The following is a 15948-nucleotide window of genomic DNA, read 5'->3' as shown; positions in this document are numbered from 1 at the left end:
ATGCGGTTCACACCGCGCGCGCGATCGCGTCGCAAAGCGGCGCGGCGAGCATGAACGCAAATGGGAGCAGCGCACACATTGCGCGCAAGTCGACAGCGGCTTGCTGCGCTTTTGCTGCATTGCCGCGCGTCGCTGCGCCGTGCGCGGCGCATCTGCGACACTGGCGCTCCGCACGCCAAGGAGAGCCGCCGCGCATGTTCCGTTTCCCGATGTTTTCCGCCTCGTTCCCGCGCATCCGCCGGGCCGCGTCCGCCGCGCTGCTGGCCGCCGGGCTGTCGCTGAGCGCGTTCGCCCAGGCCGACGAATTCGTCCTGCAAAGCGCCGACCTGCACGAAGGCGACACCGTGCCGGGCCTGCACCTGCTGCCGGCCTGCAACGGCGGCAACGTTTCGCCGGCGCTGGAATGGAAGAACCCGCCGGCCGGCACGCGCAGCTTCGCGGTGACCGTGTTCGACCCCGACGCGCCCACCGGCAACGGCTGGTGGCACTGGGCGGTGGTCAACCTGCCAGCCGCCACCACCGCGCTGGAACGCGGCGCCAAGCCGCCGGCCGGCGCGCTGCAACTGCGCAACGACTTCGGCGCGGCCGGCTACAGCGGCCCCTGCCCGCCGCCGGGCAAGCCACACCGCTACGAATTCACGGTGTGGGCGCTCAAGAGCGACAAGCTCAGGCTCGACGCCAACACCAAGGCCGCGCTGGGCGGGTTCATGGCCCGCGCCGACGCGCTCGGCCACGCGACGATCACCGTGCAGTACGGCCGGCCCAAATAAGTAACCGCGGAAACCATCGCGGCGGCGCGCGTCGCCGCTGCCGGCGCGACCGCAAACCCTCGCCGTCACAGGCTTTGCGCCGCGCGCAAGTTTTTTCGCGCTGCCTCTTGACGCGCCGCACAACGGCACGGTATTGCTAAGCCCATGCACGCCGCCCTCGCCATCGCCCGCTCCGTCTCGACCTCGCCGCTCGGCGCGGTACGCGTCGTAGCGGCGATGTCGATTACCACCACCGGTACCGGTACCACTCTTTCCAGGGTGCGGACGGGCGTGTCCAGCTGAACCACACGCCGCTCCGCACCCGACCAGGGTGCGGGCCGACGGCCTCACCCTGACGGACCCGCGGAGCTCCCCCATCAGGAGCCTGCCATGTCGTCCGCCCCACCCCAAACCGCTCTCGACGCCCAGCCCGAAGCGGCCGCGGTCGAAGATCACCTTGCCGCCGAGGATGCCGCCGCAAATGCGTCCGCGTTCTCTCCGACGCGCCACGCGCACAAGTTCGGCGGCAGCAGCCTCGCCGATGCCGACCGCTACCGGGTAGCGGTAGGCCTGCTCGACGACGGCGCGCGCGAACGCATCGCCGTGGTCTCGGCGATGCAGGGCGTGACCGACGCGCTGGTGGGTCTGGTCAACGCGCAGGAACGCGGCCGCGACTGGAAGCCGGGCTGGAGCGCGCTGCGCGAACGCCACCTCGACGCCGCGCAGTCGCTCGACCCGCACCGCCGCCACGGCGTGCTGGAAGCGCTCGAGGCCGAGTTCGTGCAGCTGCGCGAGATGCTCGAAAAAATGCATTCGCGCGACGAAAAAACCCCGCAGGTGGTGGCCGGCCTGGGCGAGGTCTGGTCCTCGTACCTGCTGCATGCTGCGCTCGGCGGCGACGCCGCGGGCTGGGCGCGGCTGGACGCGCGCGACGTGCTGGTCGCGCACGCCAGCGAAATGGGCATGGCGGTGAACTGGCAGCTCAGCCGCAAGAATCTGGCCGAATGGCGCGAACGCCACCGCGCCGCCAACGTGGTGGTCACCGGCTTCATCGCGCGCGACGAATACGGCCACGCGGTGACCCTGGGCCGCAACGGCAGCGATTACTCCGCCGGCATCTTCGCCAACCTGTTCGACGCCGACGCGCTGACCATCTGGACCGACGTCGACGGCGTGCTCTCGGCCGATCCGCGGCTGGTGCCCGATGCGGTCTGCCTGCCGTCGATGTCGTACGCCGAGGCCTGCGAACTGGCGTATTTCGGCGCCAAGGTGCTGCACCCGCAGACGATGGCGCCGGTGCAGAAACGCGGCATTCCGCTGCGCATCCGCAACACCCGCAACCCGCAGGCGCACGGCACCCTGATCAGCCCGAGCGCGCAGCCCGGCGACACGCCGGTCAAAGGCCTGAGCCTGGTCCACGACCTGGCGGTGCTGGAACTGGTCGGCAACGGCATGGTCGGCGTACCCGGCGCGGCCGAGCGGCTGTTCGGCGCGCTCAGCGCCGCCGGCGTGTCGGTCATCATGATTTCGCAGGGTTCTTCCGAACATTCGATCTGCTGCGTGGTGCGCGCAGATCAGGCCGAGCGCGGCCGCAAAACGGTCATCGCCGCATTCGCCGGCGCGATGGCCGACGGCCAGGCCCAGCACGTGCAACTGACCCAAGACATCTGCGTGTTGGCCGCGGTCGGCGACGGCATGGTCGGTCAGCCCGGCGTGGCCGCGCGCTTGTTCGACGGCCTGGCCAAGGCGCGGATCAATCTGCGCGCGATCGCCCAGGGCGCGGGCGAGCGCAACATCTCCGTGGCGATCGCCGCGCGCGACGCTACCCGCGCCTTGCGCGCTGCGCATTCGGCGTTCTGGCTGTCGCCGCAGTGCATTTCGATCGGCGTGATCGGCCCCGGCAAGGTCGGCCGCGCCCTGCTCGCGCAGCTGGCCGCCGCGCAGCCGCGCTTCCAGCGCGAAACCCGTCCGCAGCACCGCCTGGACCTGCGCCTGCGCGCGCTGGCCGACAGCCGGCGCATGCATCTGGCGCCGCGCGCGCTGGCGTTCGACGCGCACGCGCTCGACGCCGACTCCGAACCGCTGGACCTGGAGCGCTTCGCCGCACACGTGCGCGCCGAGCACATCCCGCACGCGCTGATCGTCGATTGCAGCGGCTCCGAAGCGGTCGCCGCGCGCTATCCCGAATGGCTCGCCGCCGGCATCCACGTGGTAACGCCGAGCAAACACGCCGGCGCCGGCCCGCTGGAGCGTTACGAAGCCATCCGCGACGCCGCCCGCCACGGCGGCCAGTTCCGCTACGAAGCCACCGTCGGCGCCGGCCTGCCGGTGATCCAGACCCTGCGCTCGCTGCTCGACACCGGCGACGAGCTGACCGAAGTCGAAGGCATCCTGTCGGGCACGCTGGCGTGGCTGTTCAACCGTTACGACGGCCGCACCCCGTTTTCGCAGCTGGTGCGCGAGGCGCACGAACTGGGCTACACCGAGCCCGACCCGCGCGACGACCTGTCCGGCACCGACGTCGCGCGCAAGCTGGTGATCCTGGCGCGCGAAGCCGGGCGGCCGCTGTCGCTGGAGCAGATCGAGGTCGAGAGCCTGGTGCCCGAGCAACTGCGCGAGGTCTCCAAGGACGAGTTCTTCCAGCGCCTGGACGAACTCGACGCGCCGTTGCAGCAGCGTTTCGACGCCGCGCGCGAGGCCGGGCTGAGCCTGCGCTACCTCGCCCGCCTCGACCGCGACGGCCGCGCCAGCGTCGGCGTGGTCACGCCACAGCCTGGCCATGCGGCCTTGCACGGCGCGCTCACCGACAACCTGATCCAGTTCCGCACGCGCCGTTACGCCGATAATCCGCTGGTGGTGCAAGGCCCGGGCGCCGGCCCGGACGTCACCGCCGCCGGCGTGTTCGGCGACCTGCTGACCATCGCCCAGACCCTCGGAGCCCGTGCATGAGCGCTGCCCTTCCTTCCGCCGACGACGCGGCCGACGCGACGCCCGCGCCGCACGCACCCGCGCCGCAGGCGCGCGCGTTCGCGCCCGGCAGCGTCGGCAACATCGGCGTGGGCTTCGATGTGCTCGGCCATTCGATCGAAGGCGTGCGCGATGTCGCCACGGTGCGGCGCATCGACGAACCGATCGTGCGCATCCGCGCGATCCGCGGCGCGGTGCCCGGCGCCGACGCGCTGCCGCTGGAGGCCGCGCGCAATACCGCCGGGAAGGCGCTGATTTCGCTGCGCGACAGGCTCGGGCTGGAACACGGCTTCGAACTGGAACTGGACAAGGGCATTCCGCTCGGCTCGGGGCTCGGCGGTTCGGCCGCTTCTTGCGTCGCCGCCTTGGTCGCGGCCAACGCGGTGCTGGCGCGGCCGCTGTCGCGCGAGGCCTTGTACGAGTTCGCGCTCGACGGCGAATCGGTGTCCAGCGGCAGCCGCCATGGCGACAACGTCGCGCCGATGCTGCTCGGCGGCGTGGTCATGGCGACCTCGACGCGGATGATTCCGCTGGCCGCGCCGGACTGGTTGTACGCGGTGGTGGTGCATCCCGACCAGGTGCTGGAAACCCGGCGCGCGCGCGCGGTGCTGGCCGATCCGTATCCGCTGGCGCAGGTGGTCAAGCAGAGCGCGCATCTGGCGCTGTTCCTGACCGGCCTGCAGCGCGGCGACGCCGGCCTGTTGCGCGAAGGGCTGGTCGACCTGCTGGTGGAACCGCGGCGCGCGCCGCTGATCCCCGGCTTCGCCGCGGTCAAGGCCGCGGCGCTGGAACACGCCGCGCTCGGCGCCAGCATTTCCGGCGCCGGACCGAGCTGCTTCGCCTGGTTCGCCTCGCGCGCCGACGCCGCCGCGGCCGCGCCGGCGATGCGCCAGGCCTTCGCCGACGCCGGTTTCGATTCGCGCGCCTACGTCACCCCGGTGGCCGGGCCGCGCGCGGAGGTACTCGACTGAGTCCGCGCCCGCACCAAAGCGACGATACGTACTGCGCACACCGCCTCGCCCAACCGGACTCCGCATGAACTTCCTCAGCACGCGCGGCCAGACCGCGCCCACGCCGATCGACGCCGCGCTCGCCGCCGGCCTCGCGCCCGACGGCGGTCTCTACGTTCCCGCCACGATCCCGCCGTTGACCCGGCCGCTGGCCGCGCTGTCGCTGCCCGAAACCGCGCACGCGTTGCTCGCCCCCTATTTCGCTGAGTCGGCGCTGCGCGAACGCCTCGGCGCGATCTGCGCGCAGGCGTTCTCGTTCGACGCGCCGCTGCGCGCGCTGAACCCGCCCGACAGCTGGCTGCTGGAGCTGTTCCACGGCCCCACCGCCGCGTTCAAGGACTACGCCGCGCGTTTCCTCGCCGCCGCGCTGGCCGGATTGCGCGCGCCCGATGCGGCCGACACCACGATCGTCGTCGCCACCTCCGGCGACACCGGCGCCGCGGTCGCCAGCGCGTTCCATCGCCGGACCGGATTCCGCGTGCTGATCCTGTATCCCGACGGCCGCGTCTCCCCGCGCCAGGCCCACGGCCTGGGCTGCTGGGGCGACAACGTGCAGGCGCTGCGCGTGGACGGCGATTTCGACGCCTGCCAGCGTCTGGCCAAGCAGGCGCTCGGCGACGAGGCGCTGCGCGCGCAGGTGCCGCTGAGTTCGGCCAACAGCATCAGCCTCGGCCGGCTGCTGCCGCAGGCGGCGTACTACGCGCATGCCGCCGCGCAGTACTACGCCGGCCACGGCGAGCCGCTGAACTTCATCGTCCCCACCGGCAACCTCGGCAATGCCTGCGCCGCGCTGGTGGCCAAGCGCATGGGCGCGCCGGTCGGCGAACTGCGCCTGGCGACGAACGCCAACGACACCTTGCCGCGTTACTTCGGCGGCGCCGACTACGCCCCTCAGCCGACCCGCGCGACCCTGGCCAATGCGATGGACGTCGGCGCGCCCAGCAACTTCGAGCGCTTGCGCCACTGGCACCGCGACGACGCCGAGCTGCGCGCGGCGATCCGCGCCGAAGGCGTGGACGACGCGACCATCGTCGAGACCTTGCGCGCCGCACCCGGGCGCTACGGAATCGTCCCCTGCCCGCATACCGCGACCGGCTTGCGCGTGCTGGAGTCGTTGCGCGCGCACGGCGACGAGCGGCCGTGGGCGGTCGCCGCCACCGCGCATCCGTCCAAGTTCGACAGCATCGTCGAGCCGCTGGTCGGGCACGCGGTGCCGCCGCCCCCGGCGCTGGCCGAATCGCTGGCGCGACCGGCGTCGGCAGAAGCGATGCCGGCGGACTATGCGGTGTTGCGCGAACGCTTGCTGCGAACCGCCGTCGACGAGCACCGTATGCATACAGCCGCCCTGCCGTGACGTCCTGTATCGCCATCGTCGGCTGCAGCCGGCGATGGCGATGTGCCCGGATGCCGATTCGAAGGCTCGGTTTTCCGCGATAGCGCGAAAATCGGGCGAGAATCGGGTCCGCTGTGCTCACACCCCGTAGCGCTTGTTGCCGCCTGATGTAATGCAGTACCGCCCGCCGCGCGGACCGATGCATACCCGGCGGCCCGAGCACGGACACGTGCCGTCTTCGTAGCTGCCGTGGCGATACGTACGGGCGGGCGTCCTGCGAGCAGACCCGGCGGCCGCCTTGGAGGTCGATCGCCCGCTTTGCCGCGTCCGGTAGCAACCTGCTTCAGCGCACAGATGCGAAGCCGAAACCCATTGTTCGCGTTCCCCAGGCCGCGATACCCGGATCCACCCCTCGCGCCGCTCGTGCACTTCGACCGCCGAACCGCCGGCCAGCGATCCGACCACGGGGCCATGCGGCGAAGCGCGTTGGTTCAGCGAGGCCGCATCGACATACAGGACCTCCGTCGCAACCGGCGCCTCCGCCGCCACGGGGGGCATCTCGGTATCGGGCGGTGCGGCTCGATCCTGATGCGGACGGCACATCGCCACGATCGCTATCAAGCCTCCGATCACCCAAAGCCCTAAGGCCCCCTGCGAGCGTCTTGCCATTCGAGCTCCCTATCGATCCGAGCCGGTGCGGTGGACTTCGTACCCGCTCGCCTCAACTGGTCGAACGAGGCTGAACGGGCATAACGGAAATCGCGTGCAGTCCTCGGTGCTACGCGGTTCGAAAGCGAGTCCGGCCATCGCCTTTCGTTTAAAGACCGCGCGCGAGTTCTCTTTCGCGCCCAGTCCGCCTACGCTGGCGACTGCCGCCGCAGGCGATGGCGTCCTGCTTACCCGATGCACCGTTCGCCGCGACCGCAGCCACGGTTCGCGATGGTTTTCCAGGAAACTATTGACAAGCCCCAAATGGGCATGTTCTTCTCGACCCCATGACGCAGCGCAGCAACCACCGCCGGACGAATTCGCAGGCCATCGCGGCCTCGAACGAATCCGCGCGCGCGGCCAAGCTTCGCGCCACGCTGCTCAAGGCCGCACCGGCCATCGCGACCATTATTCTTGCGCTCGTACTTATTACCTCGCTCACCAGCGCGGGATACGGGTTCGTGTAGCAAAACCACACAACCCGAAGGTCGAAAGAACCTGAACCCCGCGCCCAAAAGGCGCGGGTTTTTTCGTTATACGGCCCCGGGTTCCCGCAACACCGCACGCGGACGTGCGGCAACGGCGAAGGATTCGCCCTCAAGGAACGCCGTTCGTGAGAAGCAACGCCATCAAGCAAGGCCCGTCCCGAGCCCCCGCGCGCGCGATGTTGCGCGCCACCGGCCTCGACGACGCGGCCATCGCCAGACCGCTGGTCGCCGTGGTCCATACCTGGAGCGACGTTTCGCCCTGCAACATCACCCTGCGCGATCTGGCCCAGCACGTGCGCCGCGGCGTGCATGACGGCGGCGGCACGCCGATCGAGTTCAACACCATCGCCGTCACCGACGGCATCGCGATGGGCAGCGACGGCATGCGCGCCTCGCTGGCCTCGCGCGAAACCATCGCCGATTCGATCGAACTGGCGGTCTCGGGCCACTGCCTGGACGCGATGGTGCTGCTGGTCGGCTGCGACAAGACCATCCCCGCCGCGGCGATGGCCGCCGCGCGCCTGGACATCCCGACCGTGATCCTCTACGGCGGCACGATCATGCCGGGCCATTGCCCGTCGAAGAAGAACCGCGCCGACGACAAGCCGCTGACCGTGCAGGACGTGTTCGAAGCGGTCGGCGCGCATTCGGCCGGCCGCATCGACGACGCCGAACTGCATCGGATCGAATCCCACGCCTGCCCCGGCGCCGGCGCCTGCGGCGGCCAGTTCACCGCCAACACCATGGCGATGGTGCTGACTTTCCTGGGCCTGTCGCCGCTGGGCTACAACGACGTCCCGGCGATCCACGACGACAAGCCCGAAACCGCGCGGCTGTGCGGCGAACTGGTCATGCAGCGCCTGCGCGACGGCGCGCCGACGCCGCGCCAGCTGATCACCGCCGCGTCGCTGCGCAACGCCGCGCGCGCGGTCTCGGCCACCGCCGGTTCGACCAACGCCGCGCTGCACCTGCTGGCGATCGCGCACGAGGCCGGCGTCGATTTCGACCTGGAAGAATTCGAAGCCGCCGCGCACACGCCGGTCATCGCCGACCTGAAACCCGGCGGACGCTACACCGCCGCGGAAATGTTCGAATTCGGCGGCGCGGCGCTGGTGGCGCGCGAGCTGAAGACGGCCGGTCTGATCGAGGATATTCCGACGGTCACCGGCCGTTCCTTTTTCCAGGAGCTGAGCGAGGCGACGATGGCCGCGCAGCAGGACGTGGTGCGTCCGGTCAGCGATCCGATCAAGCCGCGCGGCGGCTATTCGATCATCTACGGCAACCTCGCCCCGGAAGGCTGCATCCTCAAGCTGGCCGGCCACGGCCGCGAGCACTTCGAAGGCCCGGCGCGGGTGTTCGATTCGGAAGAAGCGGCGTTCGCCGCGGTGCAGGCGCGGCAGATCCAGGCCGGCGACATCGTGGTGATCCGCTTCGAAGGCCCGACCGGCGGCCCGGGCATGCGCGAGATGCTGGCGGTGACCGCGGCGCTGGTCGGCCAGGGCCTGAGCAACGATGTCGCGCTGATCACCGACGGCCGCTTCAGCGGCGCCACCCACGGCTTCATGGTCGGCCACATCTCGCCCGAGGCCGCGCACGGCGGCCCGATCGCGCGGCTGCGCGAAGGCGACCGCATCGCCATCGACGTCGCCACCCGCACCTTGAGCGTCGCCGCCGACCTGGCCGCGCGCGAACCCGCGCGCATCGCCCCGCGCGTGACCACCGGCGTGCTGGCCAAGTACGCGCGCAGCGTCGGCTCGGCCTCGCGCGGCGCGGTCACCGCGCCGGGCCCGTTGCAGGCGCCGAAACGAATCGAAGCGACCTTGATCGAGAACGCAGTACCCGAACCCGCCTGACCCGCTCTTTCCTCACTCCTCTCCGCTCACTCCTCCCTACGAGATCCCGCCATGACCAGCACCGCCTCCCGTCCCAAGATCGCCGTCGTCGGCTACGGCAGCCAGGGCCGCGCCCACGCGCTCAACCTGCGCGATTCCGGATTCGACGTCACCGTAGGCCTGCGCCCGGGCGGCCCGACCGAGATCAAGGCCAAGGCCGACGGCTTCACCGTCAAGACCCCGGCCGAAGCGGTCGCCGGCGCCGAACTGGTCGCCGTGCTTACGCCGGACATGGTCCAGCCGCAGCTGTATCGCGAAGTCATCGAACCCAACATCAAGCAAGGCGCCTGCCTGCTGTTCGCGCACGGCTTCAACGTGCACTACGGCCAGATCTCGCCGCGCGCCGACCTCGACGTGGTCCTGGTCGCGCCGAAGGGCCCGGGCGCGCTGGTCCGCCGCGAGTACGAAATCGGCCGCGGCGTGCCGAGCGTCTACGCCGTGCATCAGGACACCAGCGGCCGCGCCGAGGAATTCGCCCTGACCTACTGCGCCGGCATCGGCGGCGCGCGCCAGAACGCGATCAAGACCACGTTCAAGGAAGAGACCGAAACCGATCTGTTCGGCGAACAGGCAGTGCTGTGCGGCGGCGCGACCAAGCTGGTCCAGGCCGGCTGGGAAACCCTGGTCGAAGCCGGCTATCAGCCCGAAGTCGCCTACTACGAGTGCCTGCACGAACTGAAGCTGATCGTCGACCTGTTCTACGAAGGCGGCATCACCCGCATGCACGAGTTCATCAGCGAGACCGCGCAGTACGGCGCGCTGACCCGCGGCAGCTACGTGGTCGACGACAACACCCGCGCGCAGATGCGCAAGGTGCTGACCGAAATCCAGGACGGCACCTTCGCCAAGCAGTGGATCGCCGAGTACGCCTCGGGCAACGCCAACTACAAGGCGCTCAAGCGCGGCGACCTGGAGCATCCGATCGAAGCGGTCGGCAAGAAGCTGCGCGCGAACATGAAGTGGCTGGACAACGCGCCCAAGACCGCGGCCGCCGCCGCGCCCGCCGCGAGCCGCGGCGAACGACAGGAAGAGGCCGCCTGATGAACGGTGCCCGCTGGCTGGCGCAAGCGCTGGCCGCAGAAGGCGTCGACGTGCTGTTCGGTTATCCGGGCGGCACGATCATGCCCTTCTACGACGCCCTGCACGGTTCGGACCTGAAGCATATTCTGGTCCGCCACGAGCAAGGCGCGGCTTTCGCGGCCAACGGCTACGCCCGTGCCAGCGGGCGAGTCGGCGTCTGCGTAGCCACCTCCGGCCCAGGCGCATCCAACCTGGTCACCGGCATCGCCGACGCGATGCTGGACTCGGTGCCGATGGTCTGCATCACCGGCCAAGTCGCGACCGCGCTGATGGGCACCGACGCGTTCCAGGAACTGGACGTGTTCGGCATGACCCTGCCGATCGTCAAGCACAGCTTCCTGGCGCGCAGCGTCGACGACCTGCCGCGCATGGTCGGCGAAGCGTTCCGGCTGGCGCGTTCGGGCCGGCCGGGACCGGTGCTGATCGACCTGCCCAAGGACGTGCAGAACGCCGACGCTTCGCATCTGCCGGCGCACGCGCCGCTGCCGACCGATCCGGTTCCGGCCGCGCCGGATGCGTCGTACCACGAAGCCGCCGCGCTGATCGCGCATGCGCGCAAGCCGCTGATCTACGGCGGCGGCGGCATCTCGCTCGGCGATGCGGTGGAGTCGTTCCGCGCCTTCGTCGAAGGCAGCCAGATCCCGGCGGTGCTGACGCTGAAGGGACTGGGCGCATTGCCGGCCGATCACGCCCTGAACTTGGGCATGTTGGGCATGCACGGCACCCGCGCGTCGAACCTGTCGGTGCAGGAATGCGATCTGCTGATCGTGGTCGGCGCGCGTTTCGACGACCGCGCCACCGGCAAGCTGGCCGAGTTCGCGCCGAACGCGCGGGTCGTGCACATGGACCTGGACGCCTGCGAGATCGGCAAGCTGCGCCACGCCGACGCCGGCGTGCGCGGTTGCCTGCGCCGCTCGCTGGACGCGCTGACCCCGGCGATCACCGCCCAGCTGCAGGGCCGCAACGGCGGCGCCCGCCGCGCGTGGCGCGACGTCTGCCTGCAACGCAAGCGCGAATGCGCGCCGCGTTACGACGCGCCGGGCGAGACGGTGTACGCGCCGGCGCTGCTGAAGGAACTGTCCGAACGCGCGCCGCAGGCCGTGGTCGCCTGCGACGTCGGCCAGCACCAGATGTGGGTCGCCCAGCACTGGCGTTTCGATAATCCGCGCAAGCACCTGACCAGCGGCGGCTTGGGCGCGATGGGTTTCGGCGTGCCGGCCGCGTTGGGCGCGCAGTTGGAGAATCCCGAAGCGACCGTGATCTGCGTCAGCGGCGACGGCTCGTTCCTGATGAACGTGCAGGAGCTGGCGACCATCGCCCGCTACCGCCTGCCGGTGAAGATCGTGCTGCTCGACAACCAGGCCCTGGGCATGGTGCGGCAGTGGCAGGAACTGTTTTTCGAACGCCGCTATTCCGAGATCGACCTGTCCGACAACCCGGACTTCTGCGCGATCGCCGCCGCGTTCGGGATCAAGGCGATGTACGTCGACCGCGCCGATTCGGTCGACGAAGCGCTGACTTACATGCTCGACACCCCCGGCCCCGTGCTGCTGCACGTGGCCATCGACCAGGCCGCCAACGTCTGGCCGCTGGTTCCGCCGAACCACAACAACGCGCAGATGATGGATCCGGAAGCCGCCGACGCCGACGCGATCGTCAGCCTGACGCCCCCGTCCGCCGACAAGGAGAACGCCCATGCGATACCAGCTTGATCTGACCCTGCGCCAGGCCGAAGGCGCCCTGGCCCGGGTATTGGGCGCTGCCGAACGTCGCGGCTTCCGTCCCCTGTCGGTGGACGGCGAAGCGCAACCGGACGGCGACCGCTGGCACCTGCGCATGACGGTGGAAGGCGACCGCGCCGACACCGCGTTGCAGAGCCAGCTCGCCAAGCTTTACGACTGTCTTGCCGTCGAGGTTTCCCCATGCACATGAGCACCGAACTTCTGGAACGTCCCGAACACGCGCAGGCGCCGGCGCAGGCCGCGGCGACGGTGCGCGAGCGTGCGCCGGCGCCGAGCCGCAGCATCGAAGTGCCGGCCGCGCAGCCGCAGATCTGGTTCGACGGGCGATTCATCACAAGCGACGCCCCCGAAGCGCCGCTGACCACCCACGCCATGCACTACGGCACCGCGGTGTTCGAAGGCATCCGCAGCTACGCCACCGCCGACGGCGGCGCCGCGGTGTTCCGCCTGCCCGAGCACCTGGAACGCATGCGAAAGGGCGCGGACATGTTCGGCATCGACTTCGACGTCGAGCGCGCCGGCCGCGCGGTGCTGGACACGCTGCGCGCCAACGGCCATCGCGACGCCTACATCCGTCCGCTGACCTGGATGGGCACCGGCACCATCGGCCTGGACGTGGATCCGCTGACCCAGCACCTGATGGTCGCCACGATGGCCAAGGTCGTGCACCTGGGCGGCGCGCGCACCCGTCTGACCGTGTCGCCGTGGAAGCGCAACCCGGCCACCTCGCTGCCGCCGCTGAAGCTGTCGGGCGCCTACGTCAATTCGATCCTGGCCAAGCGCGAAGCCAAGCAACGCGGCTTCGACGAGGCGCTGTTCACCGACGACAAGGGCTATGTGGTCGAGTGCACCGGCGCCAACGTGTTCATGGTCAAGAACGGCGAGGTGACTTCGGTCGATCACCGCGACGCGCTGCCAGGGATCACCCGCGACACCATGATCGCGCTGTCGGGCGCGGCCTCGCGCGAGGTGACCCTGCACGAGCTGCTGGACGCCGACGAGGTCTTCGTCTGCGGCACCGCCGCCGAAGCCTGCGCGATCGACGTGCTGGACCGCCGCGTGTTCGGCGACAACCCGGTCACCCGCGAGCTGTCGGCGCTGTACTCCCAGGTCGTGCGCGGACAAGACAGCCGCTACGCCCACTGGCTGACGGCGGTCTGAGCATGGACGGCGACGTAGTACGCACCCACACCGACGTCGGCGCCGCCGATCTGCTGGCGGCGCAGGCGCGGTTGCGCCGCTACCTCACCGTCACCCCGCTGCACCACGCCGAGCGTTTCGGCTGCTGGCTGAAGTTGGAGAACCTGCAGCGCACCGGCTCGTACAAGGTGCGCGGCGCGCTCAACGCGCTGCTGGCCGCGCGCGAACGCGGCGATCACCGCCCGGTGATCGCCGCCTCGGCCGGCAACCACGCCCAGGGTCTGGCCTGGGCCGCTTATCGCCTCGGCGTCAACGCGATCACGGTGATGCCGCGCTGCGCGCCGCAGACCAAGATCGCCGGCGTCGCCCATTGGGGCGCGACCGTGCGCCTGCACGGCGACACCTACGACGAAGCCAAGGCCTTCGCGATCGAACTGGCGCAGCAGCACGACTACCGCCTGCTGTCGGCGTTCGACGACCCCGACGTGATCGCCGGACAAGGCACGGTCGGCCTGGAACTGGCCGCGTTCTCGCCCGACGTGGTGCTGGTGCCGATCGGCGGCGGCGGCCTCGCCGCCGGCGTCGCGCTGGCGCTGAAATCGCAGGGCGTGCGCATCATCGGCGCGCAGGTCGAAGGCGTCGACTCGATGGCGCGCGCGCTGCGCGGCGACCGCCGCCTGATCGAACCGGCCGCGACCCTGGCCGACGGCGTGCGGGTCAAAGACCCCGGCCGGCTGACCGAACGGGTGCTGGCGAACCTGCTCGACGACGTGGTGATCGTGCGCGAAGCCGAACTGCGCGAGACCCTGGTCCGGCTGGCGCTGGAAGAACACATCATCGCCGAAGGCGCCGGCGCGCTGGCGCTGGCGGCCGGCCGCCGCATCGCCGCCAAGCGCAAGTGCGCGGTGGTGTCCGGCGGCAACGTCGACGCCGGCGTGCTGGCGCAGCTGCTGTCGGATGTGCGACCGCGCGCACCGCGGCGCCCGCGCCGTCGCAATCGCGACACTTCGCTGTCGCGTGCCGGCGCCACCATCGAGGCGGACATTTACAAGCTCGCCAATCTGCCGCCGCCGCGCGCGGCGCTTGCCGCATCCGCAGTCGCCTCCCCCCTTTCCCCGCATCGCACCGTGACAGAGGACATCCCCGCATGAACGAGTCGCCCGGCCCGGTAATTCCCCCGATTACGGGACCTACCGAAGCGCCCCAGCACGTCACCATCTTCGACACCAGCCTGCGCGACGGCGAGCAATCGCCCGGCTGCAGCATGAGCGCCAGCCAGAAGCTGCGCTTCGCCCATGCCCTCAGCGAACTCGGCGTGGACGTCATCGAGGCCGGCTTCCCCGCAAGCTCGGAGGCCGACCTCGAAGGCGTGCGCGCGATCGTGCGCGAAGTGCGCGGCTCGTCGCTGGCGACCCTGGCGCGCTGCCACCCCGGCGACATCGAAGCCTGCGCGCGCGCGCTCGAAGGCGCGGCCAAGCCGCGCATCCACGTGTTCATCTCGACCAGCCCGCTGCACCGCCAGCACAAGCTCAACCTGGACAAGCAGCAGGTGCTGGAACGCGCGGTGGCCGCGGTCGAGCAGGCGCGCAAGTACGTCGACGACGTCGAGTTCTCGTGCGAGGACGCGCTGCGCACCGAGCACGATTACCTGGTCGAGATCTGCAGCGCCGCGATCGCCGCCGGCGCGCGCACCCTCAACATCCCCGACACCGTCGGCTACACCACGCCGAGCGAGATCCGCGCGCTGTTCGAACACCTGCGCGACAACGTCCGCGACGCGCACAAGGCGGTGTTCAGCGCCCACTGCCACAACGACCTGGGCCTGGCCGTGGCCAACAGCCTGGCCGCGATCGAAGGCGGCGCGCGCCAGGTCGAGTGCACCATCAACGGCATCGGCGAGCGCGCCGGCAACTGCGCGCTGGAAGAACTGGTGATGGCGCTGCGCGTGCGCAACGCCTACTACAACGCCGGCACCCGCATCGACACCCGCCGGCTGGTGCCGACCTCGCGCCTGCTGTCGCGCATCACCGGCATGGCCGTGCAGCGCAACAAGGCGGTGGTCGGCCAGAACGCGTTCGCGCACGAATCGGGCATCCACCAGCACGGCATGCTGAAGCACCGCGGCACCTACGAAATCATGGCGCCGGAAGACGTCGGCTGGGCCCAGTCGCAGATGGTGATGGGCCGCCACAGCGGCCGCGCCGCGTTGAACGACCGCTTGCAGGCGCTGGGCTTCAGCGTCGACGAAGCGCGCCTGAACTCGGTGTTCGCCGCGTTCAAGACCCTGGCCGAGAAGAAGCGCGAAGTGTTCGACGCCGACCTGGAAGCGCTGGTGCTCGGCGCCGACGCCAAGGCCGCGCGCGGCTACCGGCTGGTGCGCGCGCACGTCAGCACCGGCGTCGCCGACGGCAGCCTGCCGACCGCGAGCGTGCAGTTGGTCGATCCCGACGGCGCCACGGTCAGCGAGGCGGCGGTCGGCGACGGCCCGGTGCACGCGCTGTTCGCGGCGCTGGCGCGCGCCACCGGCATCGCCCTGAGCATCGACAGCTACAACGTCTCCAGCGTGACCACCGGCGACGATGCGCAGGGCCAGGCCAGCATCGTCGCGCGCGTGGACGGGGTCGAGCTGACCGGTTCGGGCACCAGCACCGACATCATCGAGGCCAGCGCGCTGGCGTGGCTGGAACTGGCCAACCGCCGCGTGCGTGCGCAGCGGCAGCCGGAGCCGGCGGCGCCGCGCAAGGTCGCCGCGACCGCATGAACTGTTGATCGACGCGAACTCTTGCCGCTCATGTCCGACCATCCGCCCCGCTCGCCGCGCTCGCACGAAGCCGTCATC

The 15948-nt window shown here is 70.6% G+C and carries 13 protein-coding genes; 12 read left to right on the top strand and 1 reads right to left on the bottom strand.

Annotation, left to right across the window (positions count from 1 at the left end; all coding sequences use genetic code 11):
- Nucleotides 1–194: 194 nt before the first annotated feature.
- The 4 genes from JHW38_RS20820 to thrC all read left to right on the top strand — a co-directional run bounded on the left by JHW38_RS20820 (nt 195) and on the right by thrC (nt 6080).
- The gene (locus JHW38_RS20820; protein ID WP_207523211.1) at nt 195–770 is read left to right on the top strand and encodes a YbhB/YbcL family Raf kinase inhibitor-like protein; all 576 of its coding nucleotides are present in this window, start codon (nt 195–197) and stop codon (nt 768–770) included.
- Between the two features lie 369 nt (nt 771–1139).
- Complete coding sequence (thrA, locus tag JHW38_RS20815) at nt 1140–3698, top strand: bifunctional aspartate kinase/homoserine dehydrogenase I (RefSeq protein WP_207523210.1); 2559 nt, start codon at nt 1140–1142, stop codon at nt 3696–3698.
- Entirely contained in the window at nt 3695–4687 is a 993-nt protein-coding gene (locus JHW38_RS20810; protein WP_207523209.1) for a homoserine kinase, read from the top strand. The genes thrA and JHW38_RS20810 overlap by 4 nt, the downstream gene beginning before the upstream one ends.
- A 64-nt stretch (nt 4688–4751) precedes the next feature.
- Nucleotides 4752–6080, top strand: a complete 1329-nt coding sequence (gene thrC, locus JHW38_RS20805; protein ID WP_207523208.1) for a threonine synthase — start codon at nt 4752–4754, stop codon at nt 6078–6080.
- 117 nt (nt 6081–6197) lie between these two features.
- Here the strand turns inward: thrC and JHW38_RS26055 are convergent, their stop codons facing one another.
- Nucleotides 6198–6617, bottom strand: a complete 420-nt coding sequence (locus JHW38_RS26055) for an SH3 domain-containing protein (protein WP_428995332.1) — start codon at nt 6615–6617, stop codon at nt 6198–6200.
- A gap of 437 nt (nt 6618–7054) precedes the next feature.
- Here JHW38_RS26055 and JHW38_RS20795 point away from each other — a divergent pair, with 437 nt between their 5' ends.
- The 8 genes from JHW38_RS20795 to JHW38_RS20760 all read left to right on the top strand — a co-directional run bounded on the left by JHW38_RS20795 (nt 7055) and on the right by JHW38_RS20760 (nt 15870).
- On the top strand, nt 7055–7234 hold the full coding sequence (locus JHW38_RS20795; RefSeq protein ID WP_207523206.1) for a hypothetical protein: 180 nt from the start codon (nt 7055–7057) through the stop codon (nt 7232–7234).
- 146 nt (nt 7235–7380) lie between these two features.
- Nucleotides 7381–9108, top strand: a complete 1728-nt coding sequence (locus JHW38_RS20790) for a dihydroxy-acid dehydratase (RefSeq protein ID WP_207523205.1) — start codon at nt 7381–7383, stop codon at nt 9106–9108.
- A gap of 51 nt (nt 9109–9159) precedes the next feature.
- Entirely contained in the window at nt 9160–10188 is a 1029-nt protein-coding gene (ilvC, locus tag JHW38_RS20785; protein ID WP_207523204.1) for a ketol-acid reductoisomerase, read from the top strand.
- Complete coding sequence (ilvG, locus tag JHW38_RS20780) at nt 10188–11939, top strand: acetolactate synthase 2 catalytic subunit (RefSeq protein ID WP_207523203.1); 1752 nt, start codon at nt 10188–10190, stop codon at nt 11937–11939. The genes ilvC and ilvG overlap by 1 nt, the downstream gene beginning before the upstream one ends.
- The gene (locus JHW38_RS20775) at nt 11923–12159 is read left to right on the top strand and encodes an ACT domain-containing protein (RefSeq protein ID WP_057946323.1); all 237 of its coding nucleotides are present in this window, start codon (nt 11923–11925) and stop codon (nt 12157–12159) included. The genes ilvG and JHW38_RS20775 overlap by 17 nt, the downstream gene beginning before the upstream one ends.
- Nucleotides 12156–13130, top strand: coding sequence for an aminotransferase class IV (locus JHW38_RS20770; RefSeq protein ID WP_207523202.1), 975 nt, complete (start codon nt 12156–12158; stop codon nt 13128–13130). The genes JHW38_RS20775 and JHW38_RS20770 overlap by 4 nt, the downstream gene beginning before the upstream one ends.
- A 2-nt stretch (nt 13131–13132) precedes the next feature.
- The gene (locus JHW38_RS20765) at nt 13133–14260 is read left to right on the top strand and encodes a threonine dehydratase (protein WP_207523201.1); all 1128 of its coding nucleotides are present in this window, start codon (nt 13133–13135) and stop codon (nt 14258–14260) included.
- The gene (locus JHW38_RS20760; RefSeq protein ID WP_207523200.1) at nt 14257–15870 is read left to right on the top strand and encodes a 2-isopropylmalate synthase; all 1614 of its coding nucleotides are present in this window, start codon (nt 14257–14259) and stop codon (nt 15868–15870) included. The genes JHW38_RS20765 and JHW38_RS20760 overlap by 4 nt, the downstream gene beginning before the upstream one ends.
- Nucleotides 15871–15948 lie beyond the last annotated feature (78 nt).

It is taken from the genome of Lysobacter enzymogenes, assembly GCF_017355525.1.
Taxonomy (GTDB): Bacteria; Pseudomonadota; Gammaproteobacteria; order Xanthomonadales; family Xanthomonadaceae; genus Lysobacter; species Lysobacter enzymogenes_C.
This window is presented reverse-complemented; position numbering and strand designations above follow the sequence as displayed.

Coding starts and splice junctions, on each gene's coding strand:
- JHW38_RS20820 (WP_207523211.1), top strand. CDS start 195: ATGTTCCGTTTCCCGATGTTTTCCGCCTCGTTCCCGCGCATCCGCCGG.
- thrA (WP_207523210.1), top strand. CDS start 1,140: ATGTCGTCCGCCCCACCCCAAACCGCTCTCGACGCCCAGCCCGAAGCG.
- JHW38_RS20810 (WP_207523209.1), top strand. CDS start 3,695: ATGAGCGCTGCCCTTCCTTCCGCCGACGACGCGGCCGACGCGACGCCC.
- thrC (WP_207523208.1), top strand. CDS start 4,752: ATGAACTTCCTCAGCACGCGCGGCCAGACCGCGCCCACGCCGATCGAC.
- JHW38_RS26055 (WP_428995332.1), bottom strand. CDS start 6,617: ATGCCCCCCGTGGCGGCGGAGGCGCCGGTTGCGACGGAGGTCCTGTAT.
- JHW38_RS20795 (WP_207523206.1), top strand. CDS start 7,055: ATGACGCAGCGCAGCAACCACCGCCGGACGAATTCGCAGGCCATCGCG.
- ilvC (WP_207523204.1), top strand. CDS start 9,160: ATGACCAGCACCGCCTCCCGTCCCAAGATCGCCGTCGTCGGCTACGGC.
- ilvG (WP_207523203.1), top strand. CDS start 10,188: ATGAACGGTGCCCGCTGGCTGGCGCAAGCGCTGGCCGCAGAAGGCGTC.
- JHW38_RS20775 (WP_057946323.1), top strand. CDS start 11,923: ATGCGATACCAGCTTGATCTGACCCTGCGCCAGGCCGAAGGCGCCCTG.
- JHW38_RS20770 (WP_207523202.1), top strand. CDS start 12,156: ATGAGCACCGAACTTCTGGAACGTCCCGAACACGCGCAGGCGCCGGCG.
- JHW38_RS20765 (WP_207523201.1), top strand. CDS start 13,133: ATGGACGGCGACGTAGTACGCACCCACACCGACGTCGGCGCCGCCGAT.
- JHW38_RS20760 (WP_207523200.1), top strand. CDS start 14,257: ATGAACGAGTCGCCCGGCCCGGTAATTCCCCCGATTACGGGACCTACC.